Origin of the sequence: Paraburkholderia sp. CI3 (assembly GCF_050436505.1) — a bacterium.
Lineage (GTDB): Bacteria > Pseudomonadota > Gammaproteobacteria > Burkholderiales > Burkholderiaceae > Paraburkholderia > Paraburkholderia tuberum.
Genome location: NZ_JBNDMI010000002.1, coordinates 122,164 through 138,814, shown reverse-complemented (window position 1 = coordinate 138,814; position 16,651 = coordinate 122,164). Strand labels below are relative to the sequence as shown.

Annotated in this window: 11 protein-coding genes; all 11 read right to left on the bottom strand. The window is 67.2% G+C overall.

What is annotated here, in order from left to right:
* Nucleotides 1-2 precede the first annotated feature (2 nt).
* The 11 genes from OKW29_RS03500 to OKW29_RS03450 are packed head-to-tail and all read right to left on the bottom strand — an operon-like array spanning nt 3 to nt 16,245.
* Entirely contained in the window at nt 3-1,562 is a 1,560-nt protein-coding gene (locus OKW29_RS03500; RefSeq protein WP_429289994.1) for an efflux transporter outer membrane subunit, read from the bottom strand.
* A gap of 2 nt (nt 1,563-1,564) precedes the next feature.
* Entirely contained in the window at nt 1,565-4,819 is a 3,255-nt protein-coding gene (locus OKW29_RS03495; protein WP_429289993.1) for an efflux RND transporter permease subunit, read from the bottom strand.
* Nucleotides 4,816-5,919, bottom strand: coding sequence for an efflux RND transporter periplasmic adaptor subunit (locus OKW29_RS03490; RefSeq protein ID WP_429290726.1), 1,104 nt, complete (start codon nt 5,917-5,919; stop codon nt 4,816-4,818). Before OKW29_RS03490 ends, OKW29_RS03495 begins: the two co-directional genes overlap by 4 nt.
* A gap of 2 nt (nt 5,920-5,921) precedes the next feature.
* Nucleotides 5,922-7,592, bottom strand: a complete 1,671-nt coding sequence (locus OKW29_RS03485) for a fatty acyl-AMP ligase (RefSeq protein WP_429289992.1) — start codon at nt 7,590-7,592, stop codon at nt 5,922-5,924.
* A gap of 31 nt (nt 7,593-7,623) precedes the next feature.
* Complete coding sequence (locus OKW29_RS03480) at nt 7,624-8,613, bottom strand: fatty acid desaturase (protein WP_184033318.1); 990 nt, start codon at nt 8,611-8,613, stop codon at nt 7,624-7,626.
* A 51-nt stretch (nt 8,614-8,664) separates the two neighbouring features.
* Nucleotides 8,665-11,409, bottom strand: coding sequence for a phosphoenolpyruvate synthase (locus OKW29_RS03475; RefSeq protein ID WP_429289991.1), 2,745 nt, complete (start codon nt 11,407-11,409; stop codon nt 8,665-8,667).
* A gap of 15 nt (nt 11,410-11,424) precedes the next feature.
* Complete coding sequence (locus OKW29_RS03470) at nt 11,425-13,086, bottom strand: nucleotidyltransferase domain-containing protein (protein ID WP_429289990.1); 1,662 nt, start codon at nt 13,084-13,086, stop codon at nt 11,425-11,427.
* An 18-nt stretch (nt 13,087-13,104) separates the two neighbouring features.
* A complete protein-coding gene (locus OKW29_RS03465) occupies nt 13,105-14,187 on the bottom strand; it encodes an SDR family oxidoreductase (protein ID WP_187615755.1) in 1,083 nt (360 codons plus the stop codon).
* 26 nt (nt 14,188-14,213) lie between these two features.
* The gene (locus OKW29_RS03460; RefSeq protein WP_429289989.1) at nt 14,214-15,131 is read right to left on the bottom strand and encodes a hypothetical protein; all 918 of its coding nucleotides are present in this window, start codon (nt 15,129-15,131) and stop codon (nt 14,214-14,216) included.
* Complete coding sequence (locus OKW29_RS03455; protein ID WP_429289988.1) at nt 15,128-15,457, bottom strand: acyl carrier protein; 330 nt, start codon at nt 15,455-15,457, stop codon at nt 15,128-15,130. Before OKW29_RS03455 ends, OKW29_RS03460 begins: the two co-directional genes overlap by 4 nt.
* Before the next feature lie 17 nt (nt 15,458-15,474).
* A complete protein-coding gene (locus OKW29_RS03450; protein WP_429289987.1) occupies nt 15,475-16,245 on the bottom strand; it encodes a Coq4 family protein in 771 nt (256 codons plus the stop codon).
* Nucleotides 16,246-16,651: the final 406 nt, after the last annotated feature.

Here is a 16,651-nt window from a genome sequence, read left to right as displayed (position 1 = left end):
GATCACTTGCCGGCCAGATGGTCAGGTGTCTGGCTGCTGCCCGCCGGCAGCTCGCCCATCGCCTGAAACAGCGTCGCCGTATCGGCCAGGCGCCGGCCGATCAGGCGGATTTCTTCGAGCCTCGCTGCTTCGTACTGCTGCTCGCCGCCGCGGGCGGATGCAGCGGGCAGCGCGCCGAGCCGGTGACGCGACGTGGCATCGTCGAACGCCTCGCGTGCCTCACGGGCAGCGCCGCTCGCGGCGTCGAGCGCCTGCGCGTCGTGTTCGAGCGACGCAAGCGTGTCCGCGACGTTTTCGAACGCCGCCAGCACGGTCTGCTTGTACTCGAACACGGCGGCCTCGTAGGTGTCGATTGCCGCGCGCCGCTGTGCGACGAGCGCGCCGCCATGAAAAAGCGCTTGCGACATCGTCGCGGCGATGCTCCAGATCGCGCCTGCGCCCGACAGCGCGAGCGGCCAGTTGAAGCCGCCTTGTCCCATCGAGGCGTTCAGCGTCAGGCTCGGAAACAGCTGTGCCGTCGCGACGCCGACGTCGTCTGCGGCGGCTTTCAGCGCCGACTCGGCGGCCGCGATATCGGGCCGCGCGCGCAACAGGTCCGATGGCAGCACGACGGGCAGGTCCTGCGGCAAGTGCAGGCTCGCCAGCTCGGGCTCGGGCGGCGCCGCGTCGGGCGTGCGGCCGAGCAGCACCGCAAGCGCATGTCTCGTCACCGTCAGCCGTTGCCGCAGATCGGCCACGCTGACCTCGAGCGCGGCGATGCTTTGCCGCGCAGTCGACACGTCGCCGCGCGTCAGCGATCCGAGTTCGTAATGCCGTTCGGTATCGTGAGCCTGATCGCCCGCAAGCGCGATCAATCGCTCGGTCGCGTCGATCTCGGCGCGCAACATCGCTGCCGCGATCGTCGCCGTGACGATGTTGGTGGCCAATGCGCGGCGCGCGGCTTCGCGTTGATACGCGTCGATCTCGACACGCGCTGATCGGGCCGCGTTGGCTTTACGCGCCGCGCCGAACAGGTCGAACGTATATTGCGCCTGGACTACGCCGATGAACTCGTTGTAAAGCAGTGTATTCGGGCCGCCGGGGACCGGAATGCCGAGATCGCGTCCGCGCGAGGCCTGCCCGACCAGATCGACCGACGGCAGCAGCGAGGCGCCGATCTGCGCCCGTAGTTGTTCGTGTGCCGCGGCCAGGTGCTTGTCGGCGGCAGCGAGCGTCGGGCTGTTGCGCAGACCTTCTTCGACGAGGTCATTCAACGCTGTCGATTCGAACAGCCGCCACCATTGCGGCACAGGTTGCGCGCCGGCGGTGAAATGCTGCGCGACACCGAGCGCGGCGACCGTTTGCGCGGGCTGAGGCTCGACGCCGTAATGGGCGGGAGAGGGCATCGCGGGCGGCTCGCCGTTTGGACCGAACGAGCATGCGCCAAGCGCGATCGTCGCGGCCGCGCCGAACGCCGCGCGCCAACCATGGATCGCCGCTGCCCGCGCTCGACCCGGTGCGCCGGCGAAATGCGGCGCGCTCGCGAGCGCCGGCCCGTCGACGGGGTTGCAGTCTGTGCCCACGATCAGCTCCACGTATATTCGATTGTCGGGGTCGCGGTTCGCACACCGCGTTCGAAGTGCCGCACCTTGAACGCGGTCGCGTACAGCGCGGGAACGAAGAACAGCGTCAGCACGGTGGCGCCCGTGATGCCGCCCATCAGTGCGGTCGCCATCGGTCCGAAGAAGGCCGAATGCAGCAGTGGGATCAGCGCGAGCACGGCTGCCGCCGCGGTCAGCATGATCGGGCGGAAGCGCCGGACCGTGGCACCCACGATCGCATCGAAGCGCCCCTGGCCCGCGGCGATATTGCGTTCGATCTGATCGACCAGAATCACCGAGTTGCGCATGATGATGCCGGACATCGCAATGACGCCGAGCATCGCCACGAAGCCGAACGGCTTGCCGAACAGCAGCAGTGCGGCGACCACGCCGATGAGCCCGAGCGGCGCGGTGAGTACGACCATCAGCACGCGTGCGAAGCTGCGCAGTTGAATCATCAGCAGCGTCAGCACCACGACGAGCATCAGCGGAAGCTGCGCGATCACCGACGCCTGCGCCTTGCCGCTGATCTCGCCGGCGCCGCCGGTCTCGATCCGGTAGCCGATCGGCAGCGACGCGCGTAGCGGCGCGAGCGTCCGATCGATCGCCTGGGTCACGTCGATATCCAACGCGTTGCCGCGCACGTCGGCCTGGACCGTGATCGTCGGTTGACGGTCGCGGTCCCAGATCACCGCGTATTCGAGCTCGTTGTTGAGGTGGGCGAGCGCGCCGAGCGCCACCGGGCCGTTCGGCGTCGGCATCGCGAGGTTCACGATCTCGTCGGGGTCGACCCGCTCGCGCTGGGGCGCACGCAGATCGACACTGATCAAGCGGTCGCGGACCCGGTACTGCGTGAACGTATAGCCCGACAGCGTCATTGCGAGGAAGCTCGCCACGTCTTCCGACGTGACGCCGAGCTCGCGCGCCTTCTGCTGGTCGATCTCGAAGCGCACCGAGCGTTCGCCGGGTTCGTCCCAGTCGAAATGGACGCCCGTTGTGCGGGCATCGGCTTTCATCGTCGCCGCGACCTTTTCCGCGATCTCCCGCACGGTGGCGAGGTCGCTTCCGCTGACGCGAAACTGCACCGGATAGCCGACCGAGGGGCCCGTCTGGAGCGGCGAAACGCGCGCGCGCACGGCGGGAAAGCTGTTTTGCAGCGTGCTCGCGAGCCAGCGTTCGAGCTTTGCGCGATCGTCGACGGACTTCGCGGTGATCACGAGCTGCGCGAAGTTGGGCTGGGGCAACTGCACGTCGAGCGGCAGGTAGAAGCGCGGTGCGCCCGTGCCGACGAAGTCGACCAGATGATCGATCTCGGGCCGGCCTGCCAGCGTCTTTTCGAGGCGCGCGGCTTCGCGCAGCGTCGCTTCGAACGACGCGCCTTCGGGCAGCCGCATGTCGACGAGCAGTTCGGGCCGCTCGGAGCTCGGGAAGAACTGTTGCGGCACGAGCGCGAAGCCGGCCAACGCGGCAACGAACAAGGCGGCCGTGACGCCGAGCACGACGAGGCGCCGCTTCACGCACCACGCGATGCAGTCGCGCAGGCGGTCATGAAAGCGGGTGGCGCGCGGCGCCGCCACCGGGGTCCGGCGCGTCTGCGCGTCGTCGCGCCGGCGGAGCTTGCGAAGCGCGCGCCGAGGCGTCTCGCGTGCGGTCGTGCCCTTACGTTCGGGTAGCAGGTGATAGCCGAGCAACGGAATCAGCATGACCGCCGCGAACCACGAAGCGATCAGCGCAATCGCGGACACCTGAAAGATCGAGCGCGTGTATTCGCCGGTGGCCGATTTCGCCAGCGCGATCGGCAGGAATCCCGCCACCGTGACGAGGGTTCCCGTCAGCATCGGAAATGCGGTACTGCTGTAGGCGAACGCCGCGGCCCTCGCGCGGCCCCAGCCCTGCTCGAGCTTCACGGCCATCATCTCGACCGCGATGATCGCATCGTCGACGAGCAGGCCCAGCGCGAGGACCAGCGTGCCGAGCGAGATCTTGTGCAGGCCGATGTCGAAGCCGTTCATGCATAGCGCGGTGACCGCGAGCACGACCGGAATCGAGATCGCCACCACCACGCCGGCGCGCCAGCCCAGTGAGATGAGGCTCACGGCCAGCACGATCACGATCGCTTCGGCGGCGGCCCGCAGAAAACCGTTGACCGAATGCGAGACCGCGTGCGGCATGCTCGACACCTCGACGAGTTCGAGCCCCGCGGGCAGACGCGCACGCAATTCCGCTGTCTGCGCATCGAGCCGCTTGCCGAGCTGAATCACATCGCCGCCAGCCTGCATCGTGATGCCGATGGCGAGCACCGCGCGGCCGCCGGTGCGAACCTGCGAGACCGGCGGATCGTCGTAGCCGCGCCTGATCGTGGCAATGTCACCGAGACGAACCAGGCGGTGATTGATGTCGATCAGCGTGTCGGCCATCGCCTTCAGGTCGGTGAACTGGCCGCTCGGACGCACGTACACGCGGTCGAACGCGGTGGTCAGCGTGCCGCTCGGCGTGACCGCGTTTTGCGCGTTGATCGCCCGCGCGAGCTGTTGTGGCGTGATACTGAGCCGCGTCAATTGCGCGTTGGGAATCTCGATCGTGATGTGCTCGTCGGGGTCGCCGAAATAATCGACTTTCGCGACCCCGGGCACGCGCAGCAGCACGCCGCGCAGTTCGTCGGCATAGTCGTGCAATTGCGCCGGCGAGAACCCGTCGCCGGCGAGCGTATAGATGTTCGTGTAGACGTCGCCGAACTCGTCGTCGAAGTACGGCCCCCGCACGCCGGGCGGAAGCGTATCCGCGATGTCGGCCATTTTCTTGCGTACCTGGTACCACGTCTCGCGCACTTGGTTCACCGGCGCGGAGTCTTTCATCGTAAAGACGATCAGCGATTCGCCGGGACGCGAGTAGCTGCGCAGATAGTCGAGATGAGGCGTTTCCTGGAGCTTGCGGCCGATCCGGTCGGTCACCTGTTCCTCGACCTGGCGTGCGGTCGCGCCGGGCCAGAAGGTCCGGATCACCATCGCGCGGAACGTGAACGGCGGGTCCTCGGATTGTCCGAGCCGGGAATAGGCGAGCCCGCCGAACAGCGTCGCGAGCACGACGGCGAAGATGACCAGCGCCTGGTTACGGATCGCCCACGCGGACAGATTGAAGCGGCCGCTATCGTCCGCTGCCGGCCGCCGCGGTCCGCCCGTTCCACCGGGTCCGCCGGGTCCGCCCGCTCCGTCGGGCCCCTGGCCGAACGGCGCTCTCATGATGCGAAGTCCTCGGGATGCAACGGCGCTACCGCGCGCACGGTTTCGCCGGCGCTGACGGTATGCACCCCTTGCAGCACGACGCGCTCGCCGTCGTTGAGGCCTCGCGCGACCGAGATCGTGCGGTCGTCGTAGCGGCCAACCTGAACCCGGCGCAGTTCCAGCGCCTGGTCGCCCGGCCGAACGACCCAGACGGCCGGCGCGTTGCCGTCGTGAAAGAGCGCGCTCGCGGGCAGCGTGATCGGGTCGTCCGCTTGCGCCTCGCCGGCCGCGGCGAACGTGACGGTGGCCGTCATGCCGAGGCGGACCTCGGGGCCTGGCGCATCGAGCGTCAGTTTCGCGCGATAGGTGCGGCTACCGGGGTCCGCGGCCGGCGACAGCTCCCGCACGTGTGCCGTGAAGCGTCTGCCCGTGGCGGCCGGCAGCGAGACGCTGGCCGCGCTGCCGATCGCCAGCGCGTTCAGCAGACTCTCGGGCACGTCGCAGAGAATATCGACCTCGCCGGACCAGGCGAGATGGTAGACCGCTTGTCCCGCCGCGACGTTCTGCCCGGTATCGGCGTCTTCGGCGGTGATGACGCCGGCATGGTCCGCCGTGAGGACCGTGTACTGCGTCTGATTCTGCAGCAGCGCGAACTGTTGTAGCGCCTGATCGCGCTGCGCGGCGGCCGCCACATACGCATCCTGGGTCTGCTCCAGCTGCGCTGTCGAGATCAGCTGTTCCTGCGCCTGCGCCCGGTCGCGATCGAGTTGCTGCTCGGCGAAGGTGAGCCGATGCTGCGCCGCCATCAATTGGGCCTGCGCGCTCGCGAGGCTGCGTTGCGCGTCGTCGGCATCGAGCCGCGCGATCGCCTGGCCGGCCGTGACCGTATCGCCGAGCCGCACCTTCCGCTCGATCAGCTTGCCCGCGATGCGAAACGACAGCGGCGTCGCATAGCGTGCGTTGACTTCGCCCGGCAGCGTCGCGAGCACGGGCTTGCTGTCCCGATGCACGACCACGGCGATGACCGGGCGCGGCAGCTTCACCTCGGCTTCTTTCGCGTGACAGGCGGCGAGCGTGAGCGCGCCCGACAGCGTCAGCATGATCTCGCGCCAGCGCATGCTCACGAGTGTTCCTCCAGCTCGCCGGCTTCGAACTGTGCCTTGGTCCGGCGGCGCTGCACCTTGCCGCTCGAGGTCCGCGGCAAGCTGCCCGCCTGCACGATCGCAACGTGACCGACCTGCAGGCCCGCGCATTCGGCGACCTTCTGCGCGATCGCACGCCGCAGCGCCGTGGCCTCCGCCGGCTTGCCCTCGGCACAGACGACCAGTGTCTCGTCGCCGTCGCGCATCACGCTGAACGCGATGACACCGCGGCTTTGCACGCTCGGCAACTCGGCCACCGCCCATTCGATGTCCTGCGGATAGAGGTTCGAGCCGTGAATGACGATCAGGTCCTTGCTGCGGCCGCAGATATAGAGCTGGTCGCCGGCGAGGTAGCCGAGATCGCCGGTCTGCAGCCAGCCGTCGCGGTACGCGTCGGCGCTCGCGTCGGCCTGGCCGTAATAGCCCACGGTGATGCTGGGCCCGCGCGTGACGATTTCGCCGACGCAGCGTTCGGGCAACGCGCGCCCGGATTCGTCGACGATCCGTAACTCGTGGCCGGGAAAGCAATGGCCGCAGCCGACCAGTTCGATCGTGCGTAAGCCGTTATCACGCGCAGCCGGTATCGCTCGACCAAGCCCCAGCGCGGCCGCATAGACGACGTCGGTGACGAGCGGCTGGCCGTGGTCGTGAAACGTGATCGCGAGTGTTGCTTCGGCCATCCCGTAGCACGGCAGCAGCGCTTCGGCACGAAAACCGGCCGGCTCGAAGCGCGCGCAGAACTGGCGCAGCGCTTGCGCGTTGATCGGCTCGGCACCGCAGCCGGCGACGCGCAGCCGCCGCAGATCGAGGCCTTCGAGGTCCTGGTCGCGGCTACGGCGAGCGGCGAGCGCGTACGCGAAGTTCGGCGCGAAGCTGATGGTGCCGCGGTATTTCGTGATCGCCTCCATCCAGAGGCCGGGCCGGCGCACGAACGCTTCGGTTGCCAGCAGTACGCACGGCAAGTCGCAGATCAGCGCGCCGAGCACGCTGATGAGCCCCATGTCGTGGTGCAGCGGCAGCCAGCTGACATAGACGTCCTGCTCGCGCAGATCGATGCCGCGGGGTCCGAGGAACGCTGTCGCATTCGCGACCAGATTGCGATGCGTGACCATCACGCCTTTCGGCAGCGACGTGCTGCCCGACGTGTATTGCAGGAAGCACAGGTCATCGGGATGCAGCGTGGGCAAATCGCACGCGGGCGGCTCGCCGTCGAGCAGCGCTTCAATGGTCACGACACGTTCGAGGCCGGTGTCGACGGCGAGCACGTCCTCGATGGTCTCTCTTGTCGAGTTCGACGTGAGCAGCATCCGGGCGCCTGCCGAGCGCACGATGTGACTGACGGTTTCGGCGTAACGTGTGCGGGTCCTGAAGTTCAGGCTTCCGCGCGGAAATATCGGTACCGGGACGAGACCGGCGAACGAGGCGCCGAGGAAGCTCAGGATGAACGCTTCCGGGTCGAGGATCACGAGCGCGACGCGCTCGCCCTTGTTCAGCCCCAGCGCCACGAGCTTTTTCGCGTGGTTGCGCGCCTCGCGCTCGAGCGCCTCGTAAGGATAGTAGTGCTCGTCGCCGTGCGTGGAGACGAAGCGAAGGCCTCGAGCGTCGCCGCGCGGCAGCGCTGCAACGGCATCGACTAGCGTCTGGTTCATGGTGACAGGTCCCCGGTCAGGTAATCGAGATTCAGTGATCGAGCGAAGCAGCGGGCGTCCAGTCGCGGATCGGCTGCAGACGGCGACGCAGCAGCGCGATCACCTCGTCGTCGCTGCGCACCGGCGCGCCCGGCAAGCGCACGAAATGCGTGGCGAGCTTGCGGTGCTGGCGCGTGACGAGCAGCAGCCAGATCTGCGCGATGTCGATGCGATCGAACACGACCGCGTCCTCGCGACCGTACTTCTCGAGGTTCGCCGCGAATTCCTTCGTGAGCTCGCTGAAGTGCGTGCCTTTGCGGACGTGGTGGTAGATGTGATAGCCGGCGTTGAAGACGCGCGCATTGAAACGCGAGTCGATCGTATTGGTGCTGCTCGTGTACGGGTTGTCAGGTTGATCGGGGTCGATGAACGCGTGCTGGACCCAGTTGCCGATCATCATCATCAGCCGCACGAACACGAACGGAAACACGAACACGACGAGCGTCGCCCGCAGGTTCCAGTACGCGGCGGCGGCAACCGCCGCGTAGAACGCGACCTCACCCACGAGCAGTTGCCTGATCAGCTTCGTATTGCGCGAGCGCCACAGATAGACGGACAGATCGAGCGGCACCAGCGCGGCGAAGCGCAGGTAGTAGTGCAGAAAACCGATGACGCTATCGCGCTGAAACCGCATCGTGGAGCTCAGGTCGCGTGGCAGGTTGTCGTCGATGTGATGCATGCCCATGTGATGGACATAGAACGTGCCCGGCGTCTGACCGAAGAACGGACATAGCACCCAGTCGAGCAGGATCTCGAGCGCCCGGTACTGCTTCCTGAAGAGCCGCCGATGCAGCGTGCAGTGGTAGCTCATCGTGAAACGGTCGCCGAACGCGTTCCAGACGAGCACGTATGCAACGCCTAACCACCAGGGAAAGCGGCCGAGCCCAAACAGCACGGCTGCGGCGGGAATGAATATCAGCGCGCACTGGAGGTAGAGCCGCAGATGCGGCAGGTCGCGACGATCGTTGAGCAGGCGGTACATGGTGGTTTCCTTCAGGGGCGGTTTCAGTGGTCAACGGGCGGTCAATTCATGTCAGGTCGGCTCGGGCAGTTCGATCACGCCGCTATGGCCATCGACCTTGAGCTGCATGCCCGACTGCACGCGCGTGGTGAGGCCCGGAATCTGGACGACGGTCGGGATGCCGATTTCGCGGGCGACGATCGCGGCGTGGGTCAACGGACTGCCACGCTCGATCAGCAGCCCGGTCGCCGACGCGAATACGGGCACCCAGCCGGGGTCGGTCCGATAGGTGACGAGGATGCCGCCGTCGAACTCGTTCGCTTCGCGCACCACCTTCGCCCGTCCTTCGGCGAAGCCCGGCGAGCAGGGCGTGCCGCGCAGCGTCGCGCCGGCCGCGTGGGCAGGCGCCGCGCGCAACGCGGCGAGGTTCGCCGGGTTGCTGAGCCAGGCCGCCACCGGGCCATGCGTGACGAAGCGTGGCGGCAGGTCAGCCATGTCGCGATAGCTGGCATCGTCGCGCTTGCGCTGCTCGATGAGCGGGCGCAGTTCGCGGTGGGAGACGGTGCCTTCGAAGCACCCGCGAATTTCCTCGAGGCGCAGATGGAAGATGTCGCGGCCCGTCGCCAGCACGCCGTCGGCGGCAAGACCCTCGCCGATTGCGCGGAACATCCGGCGCGCGACCCCGAACGCGCGCGAACGGCAAAAGCGCACGGTCTCGCGCGCCCGGATCGCGGCGCGCACGCGGCCGCGCGCGCGTGCAAAAATCCAGCGCTGCAGCGGATTGAGCCGCTCACGCAACAACGCATCGATGTGCGCTTCGGTGGCGCTGCGATCGATCGACGCGGCACCATGCGCGAGCGCGGCCTTCAACATATCGAACAGCACGCCCGGGTCTTCGCGCAGATCGGGCTCTTCGAGCTTCAGTTCGTTGTTGCTGCGGTACGCGAAGTCGGCGAGGTAGCGCTCGATGTCGGCGACGATCTCGGGCGCGCCGCATCCGCGCAGCGCCGCATACGCAACGGCAGACGGCGTGTTGCGGATCAGCGCTTCGACCTGAGGCTTCGCCCGCACGGCTTGCGCAATCGCGGTCAGCCTGCGGACCGGCTCGATCGACTCGATGTCGTCCATGCCACCGATCACCGCCACTTCGAGCCAGTCGGGCGCACCGGGCATCCACCGCTTGATCAGCCGCCGGACGACGCCGTAACTGAGCCCGATCGCCGACTCGAGCACGATCATCATGCCCCAGCGTGCTAGCAGCGCCTGCTCGAAGCGGCAGTAGTGCGCATAGACGGCGTCGGCGGGAAGCGAGCGATAGTCGAGCGCGTTGAACTCGTCGTAGACCGGATAGAAAAACGCGCGGAAGCACTCGACGTTGCGCACGAGACGCGCGAAGTGCCACGCGAACTTCGTGCCGCTCAAGGCCCGGATGCAGGCGAGTCCGGCGCGCGAGCCGGTCTTGTACGGCGCGATCAGCGCGGCGAAGCTCGCCAGATCGAGCGGCTCGTCGACGCCCATCTGGACTTCCATCATTTTGCGCCCGAGGTTTTGGAACGGCGCGAGCCCGGAAAGCTTGTACCAGTGCAGCAGGTTGTAGTACACGCGCCCGTTCAGGAACGCGAGCGTCGAGCCGAGGAAGCCATCCATCTCGCGTCGCTGCTTGTGCGGAATCGCGAGCAGCCGGCAGAACTCGCGGAACACCTGCGCATAGACGTGCTGCGCGAAGGTGAAGGTCAGTTGCGTCGTCACGCCGGGATAGTTCTCGACGATGTTGGAGTTGTCCCACAGCTGAAATTCGCCGGTCCGCGATGGGGCCGGTGCGATCGGCGTGGTCACGGGGCGCGCCTGCAGAATCCACAGCTGGTGCTCCGCGATACACCATTCGATATCGAGCGGCTCGCCGAGCTCGCTTTCGAGCGTGCGGGCTGCCGCGACGACGCGCTCGATCTCGTCGTTAGAGAGGGCCGCTGCGTTGCGCAGCGCGGCCGGCACCTCGCGGATGTGGCGGCCGTCATGACGCTCGTGTTTTTCACCGATCACCACCTGCCTGGGCTGTCCGGTGTGGCGGTCCACGGTGATCGTGTCGGCGTCGACCGCGCCCGACACGAGTCCCTCGCCGAGCCCGTAGACGGCGCTCAGCACGAGCTCGTCGCGGTTGCCGTTGGCCGGGTTGATCGTGAACACGACGCCGCTCGTGTCCGCCTGAACGAGACGCTGCAGGATCACGGCCATACCGGCGCCGGCGATATCGAGTCCGTGCTGATGCCGGTAGCGCAGCGAGCGCTCGGAATACGCGGAAGCCCAGCACCGGCGTACGTGTTCGAGCGTCGAGTCGAGCCCGCGGACGTCGAGGAACGTGTCGAACTGGCCTGCGAACGAGAAGCTGGCGCTGTCTTCTTCGATGCCGGACGAGCGCACCGCGAGGGGGCCGTCTCCAATGATGTCGTGCGCGCGTGCGATGTCGGCGCGCAACGCGGCGCTGATGTCGCACGTCAGCACGGCCTCGCGGATCGCGCTCGCGATCGCGGCGGCGTTCGCAGGCGTGAAGTCGCGCAATAGCGCGGCGATGGTCTGATCGAGGCCGCCGTCGCGGCGGAACTCCGCGAAGCAGTCGGTGCCGAGAATCGCCCAGTGCGGCACCGCCACGCCGAGGTTCGCAAGCCGATGGAGCGATCGTCCCTTGTTGCCGGCGAGCCGCTCGATCGTTTCGGCCGGACTCGCCGCGGTCAGGATCAGGCGTGGCGATGCTGTCGGGGCGGCGCAGTTTTCGGCCGATTCGAATTTGCCGCGTGCGTGCGTAATGGTGTCGAAAGTCATTGAGGTCCCCGTTGCTCAGGTGCTCGACGAAGCGAGCAGGTCTCTTGCTTCCTCGGCTGTACCGCGCCCGCCGTGAGCGGTCTGCGGGAAGCGCGCGTGCAGATGCGCGCCGAGGTTGATCCAGTCGTAGGCGGCGTGGATCGTCCCGCGCCAGCCCGACGCCGTATCGAAGCTCGCCGGAAACTGCGGGTCGCCGCCGAGGTCGCGCAGACGCTGCGCGAGTTCATCGGCGAGCGCGACGTAACGCTGTGCATCGCGAGCCGATCCGATCGAGCACTGTTCGAGTTCGCGGATGCCGTCGATCAGCGCCGCATCGAGAGGTAGCAACCGGATCGCGTCGAGCGTCGCTTCTTCCATCGTCGACTGCGGCGTCACGCCATGCGCGCCGAGCGTGACCATGCAGGCGGTCTGCATCATCCGTTGCAGCGCGTACTCGAGCACCTTCCATTGGCCGCGCTGGAGTGCGCCCTGGGCATCCTCGCGCGCGTTCTCGAGACCGATGTTGGCCCAGATGATCTCGAGACCCGCTTCGGCGAAGCGCCCGGCGGGCATCGGCAGCAACTGGGCACCGCTCGCGCGGCCGCCCGCGAGGCGCGCGCCGTCGATCGAAATCAACGGCGCGCGCGACGCCGGCATCGACGTCGCCTGCTGACGTGCGTGGATTTCTCCGCTGCCCTTCCAGCGCAGGCTGACGAGACCCAGCCGGCTGAAGTCCGCGATCAGCGCGCGCTGCCGGCTCGCCGCTTGCGCGTCACCACGGCTGGCGATGGCCGTGCATGGCGTGTCGAAGGTGATCGCTCGCCAGGCCTCGGCCGCTTCGTCGTCGAGCGCAAAGACGTCGCTACCTCGCAGCACGTGGACCCGTTCGCCGATCTGCCAGGTCGTCGTGTCCTTGCCGGGGCCAATCAGCACGTTGTCGGCCATGAGGCTCACACCGTTGACGCCGAACTCGCGGATCAGCGCGACCCCCGCCGCGAGGAACCCGCTTTCGGCGCCATGCTCGCGCGGCGCGTGCAGCAGGCTCCACAGACGGCCGACGCGGCCGGCGTCGACGGACGCGCGTTCGAGTTGCAGCGACAGCCATTTCGGGCTCATGTAGCACTCGCCGAGGCGCGCCACGTGACTCTTCGCCGCATGAAACGCGGCGGTCCTGATCCAGGCGCGTGCGTAGTCGGGCTCGCCGAGCGCGAACATCGCCACCGCATAACGGCCGGTCTGACGCGCGAAATCCTCGAACCAGAGCGCCACCGCCTCGCAGAGCGCCTCGCGACCAAGCTCCGCTTGCAGCGTCTCGATCAACGCCGGGTTGTCGATCGGCAGCGCGCCGATAAAGCGCTGGCACCGTTCGAGCAGATTCCACGACAGACGCGCGACCGCGCGCCGGCCTTTGCCGAGCGCTGCGCGAACCTGCGCGAGTTCGCGGCGCAGCCGCGCCGGACTCAGCAACCTGACCTCGACGCGGCGGCCGTCGATGAACAGGATGTACGGCATCGTGGCTGGCTCCAGCCCGCTATCGACGATCGCGACGAAGTCGACGTCGGAGCGCTCGTTGCCAAAGCCTTCGGCGATCGAGCCTTCGAGAAACACGGCGCTCGGTGCCCGCTGTTCGAACTGGGCGCCGAGCGCGGCCCGCGCTTTTTGCCAGAGCTCGGCGAGCATCGGATCAGTCATCAACATAATTAGGCTCCCTGAGCGTCAAGCCGTGCGCGGCACGAAGTAGCCCGCCGCGATCCCGTAACGAAAGATCCTGCGCAGCAGCGTTTTGCCCGTCGCGCGAGGCAGGGCCGGCAGGATCGCGGCGGTCGCGTCGCGTGCAAAGCGCACCTGGCGCGTCAGGTACGACTCGTACAGTTTCACGACCTCGTCGTAGTAACGCCGCTCGAGCGGTTTCATCGCGGCGGCGTCGAAGACATGCCGCGGCACATAGCGAGGCACGTGAAACGAGGGAAACTCCGCGCAGACGTCATTGATTTCGCGCAGCGTCGTCGGCGTGCCCGAGGTCAGATGCAGCGTGCGTCCGCGCACGAGCGGAAACTTCGCCAGCGCTTCGACGACGCAGTCCGCGACCCAGTCGATCGGCACGATGTTCAGCGTCGCGCCGTAGTCGCCCGGCATCGTGCGCACGAGTCCCGCGGCCGTCAGGCGCACGACGGTGTACAGCGTGTCGAACTTGCGGATCACGCCGCTCGCCGAGTCGCCGACGATGATCGACGGGCGCAGCACCGCGGCCGGCAGACCGCTGCGCATCGCCGCTCGCACCGACTGTTCCGCGCGGTACTTGCTCTGCTCATACGGGTTGCCCAGACGCTGACCGAGCTCGAGATCGTCCTCGCTGAACACGCCGGGGCGCTCGCCGCAGACATAGGCGGTGCTCACGTAGAGCAGCGGAATCGGCGCGTCGCCGCTACCTTGCGCGAACTCGACGATGCGCTCGGTGCCGCGAAAGTTGATCGCGTCGTAGACCTCGGGCTTGCGCCCGAAGCTGGTTAGCGCGGCACAGTGGACGATCGCGCCCGTTGCCGCGCGCAGTGCCTCGTAGGTGTGTGGATCGAGCCCAAGCCGGGGCTCGGCGACGTCGCCCCGCACACATGCGAAGGTTCCGGCAGCGGGCGTGTGGCCGCCGTACGGTGTTGCAGCGAGCGGTGTGCCGTCGTTGCGGACAACCGGTCCATCGGAGCGCAAGAATGCGACGACCGGGTACCCCATTGCCGTCAGCCGGGCGATCACTTCGGCGCCCAACAGACCTCGCGCACCGGTGACGAGAACGTGCTTATCCATCGTGGGTGACCATCCAGGGTTGCGTGTCATTTGAGGAGAAGCCCGGCCAGCAGTCCGAGCTCGACGGCGACGATGAAGCGGGTGCCAGCCCAGCGTGGCCGGCCCGGTCTGCTCGCGGGGCCCGGCCAGCTCGCGTTGAGCCACACGAGCCATACGAGCGGCAGCGTTGCGGCATAGATCGAATACGTTTGCGACAGGCTTGCCAGGCGCGAGAGCGACACGTTGATGCCGAGCGCCAGAATCAGCAGGGCATTCAGCGTGACCCGAATGGCGCGCGCCGACAGGAGATAGGGCTGCAGTGCGGTGGTGCCGACCTTGCGCGAGAACTTCCAGAACTCGTAGCCGGTCCACATCGAACCCGCTACGCACACCACGACGTAGAAGCTCAGTTCGCGCCCAGCAACGTCGCGCCACAAGAAAAAGCCGTACATGAAGATGGCGAAGGGCGCGCCCTCGAAAACGGGTAGGCACAGCAGCGGGTGGGTCGGGAGCAGCCGCTTGAAGACGAACGGCGCAGCGAAGGCCAGTGCGGTGGCGGCAGCGGCGGCCGTCCTCGCGTGCCCCATGCCGGTGTTCAGCGCAACGAGCAGGATCGCGCTTGCCGCGAGGCTGGCGACGAGGCCTGTGCGTCGCGCCTCGCGTCGCGCCAACAGCGCGTGCCCGACGGGACAGTCGCGTTCGAGGTCGTCGAGGTCGTCGATCAGGCGAAGCTGGACGAACAGCAAAAAAAACGACGCAAGACCGGCCAGCAAGCGCCAGCCCGGTTCAATGGCGACGCCGGCTATCCGTCCGTATAGCAGCAGCGAGCAGACGAACGCGCCGGCGATCGGCACCGCCTCGGCCGCCAGAGGCAAGCGGCCGAGCGTGTTGCCGAAAGCGGCTGCCGCGGCGGCAAGCCGGCCACGTCTCGGATGCGGGGTGACCAGCGAAAGGCGCGAGCTCATGTGCGCATCCCCTCATTGGCGTCTATACGGACCGCCGCGTGCCGGATGCACAGGTCCACTAGCGAGCCGACCGTGAAATGCGCTTCGGCGCGTTCTTCGTTCAACGCTTCCAGAGGCAGACGCTCGATGCCAAACGCCTGCTCGATTGCGACCACGGCTTCGACGAGCGACAGCGAGTCGAGGCCAAGATCGGCGATCAGCGAACTGTCGAGGTGAATCTCAGTGTTGAAGTCACGCTGATGCTCGCGGCAGACGCGCAGTAACTGCGTGCGTACGACTCCGAATACGGTGTTGCGCGTCGACGCATTTTTCGATGTGCTGGCCATGCTGGATCCCCTTCCGGTCACGCGTTGCTCGACGCGGCGTAGCGCCACGGCAGTGTCTGGCCGCCGGCCAGGATGCCCTGTGGATGCGCGAGCGCGACAGGCTCGATAGCCAGTTCCGCGCGGACGGCTTCGAGTGGCCGCTGCAACGCTTCTTCCCAGCGGTAGGAAAGGGGAATGCGCGCGCGCTTGCCACGCAGCCACGCGCGGCGCAGAAAGCGATGGACCCAGAAGTTCGGCCACCACGGCGCGGTTAGCGCGGTGCCGAGCAGACCGACGATGCGCGCGCGCATCGGTTCGAGCCCGCAGTCGAATGCGAGAAGCGAGGTCTCGCCGGCCCAGTCCTGGCCATAGCCCGTCAACACGTGCAGCAGGTCATGAATGCAACCGGTGCGCTCGATGAACCACTGACGGTCCGGGCCGGGGAGGATTTCTTCGAGGCCCGCGGCAAGTCGGCTCGCCTGCAGCAGACCATCGGCGCTGTAGCCGCTGTGCTCCATCATCGCCATGTAAGCGCGGCCGAACGATCCCGGCGGCAAGCGCAGCAGCGTGTCGGAATCCGCGAGCGTGCCGAGCAGTGACGGCTGCTCGGCAAGCAGCGCGCCGGCGCCGGGCTCGCCGAGAAAACGCTGGTACATCGCCTCCATCTGGCCGCCGTCGAGCGCGATCATCACTTCGTAGGCATGCTGAATATCGTCTACGTTCGCCCTCAATGCCTTGATCGCCCGCAAGGCGCGCGGCCAATCGATGTGGCGTCGCGCCAGCGCGTCGTCCTTCAAGGTTGCTGTCATCTGCGGCTCCCGGCAAAGATCAAGAGGGCGAGTCACGAGTGGCAATCGACCGGTGCCTCGCGATTCGGGTTCGGCTACGGCAAAGAGGAATCAAGGCAGGTCGGCCACCAGCTGTGGATGCTTTTTGCAGGGTTCATGCCAGTCGTGCGTCGGCAGCACGAAGGTCGTCCTCATTCCCTGCAAGAACGGACCGAAGTGCCCAGATCTCAAAAGGCCGCGCGGGTTTCGCGCCGATTGAAGCGGAGTCTGCGATTTGCCGACGCACGTTCGGGGCGAGCCCGTCGCGGCCTGCTGGATGTCGGTGCCGGGCCAACAGGTGAAGCGCATCTGTTGGTTGCAGATCGACTGCGGGACATTCGATACCGGCCCGGTACGCATGCCGACGTCCAAACATCTAAACGTGCGC

What these genes read in the sequence shown, in the direction of transcription:
- OKW29_RS03495 (WP_429289993.1), bottom strand. Translation starts at nt 4,819, where the DNA reads ATGAGAGCGCCGTTCGGCCAGGGGCCCGACGGAGCGGGCGGACCCGGC.
- OKW29_RS03450 (WP_429289987.1), bottom strand. Translation starts at nt 16,245, where the DNA reads ATGACAGCAACCTTGAAGGACGACGCGCTGGCGCGACGCCACATCGAT.
- OKW29_RS03460 (WP_429289989.1), bottom strand. Translation starts at nt 15,131, where the DNA reads ATGAGCTCGCGCCTTTCGCTGGTCACCCCGCATCCGAGACGTGGCCGG.
- OKW29_RS03470 (WP_429289990.1), bottom strand. Translation starts at nt 13,086, where the DNA reads ATGTTGATGACTGATCCGATGCTCGCCGAGCTCTGGCAAAAAGCGCGG.
- OKW29_RS03465 (WP_187615755.1), bottom strand. Translation starts at nt 14,187, where the DNA reads ATGGATAAGCACGTTCTCGTCACCGGTGCGCGAGGTCTGTTGGGCGCC.
- OKW29_RS03475 (WP_429289991.1), bottom strand. Translation starts at nt 11,409, where the DNA reads ATGACTTTCGACACCATTACGCACGCACGCGGCAAATTCGAATCGGCC.
- OKW29_RS03485 (WP_429289992.1), bottom strand. Translation starts at nt 7,592, where the DNA reads ATGAACCAGACGCTAGTCGATGCCGTTGCAGCGCTGCCGCGCGGCGAC.
- OKW29_RS03480 (WP_184033318.1), bottom strand. Translation starts at nt 8,613, where the DNA reads ATGTACCGCCTGCTCAACGATCGTCGCGACCTGCCGCATCTGCGGCTC.
- OKW29_RS03490 (WP_429290726.1), bottom strand. Translation starts at nt 5,919, where the DNA reads ATGCGCTGGCGCGAGATCATGCTGACGCTGTCGGGCGCGCTCACGCTC.
- OKW29_RS03455 (WP_429289988.1), bottom strand. Translation starts at nt 15,457, where the DNA reads ATGGCCAGCACATCGAAAAATGCGTCGACGCGCAACACCGTATTCGGA.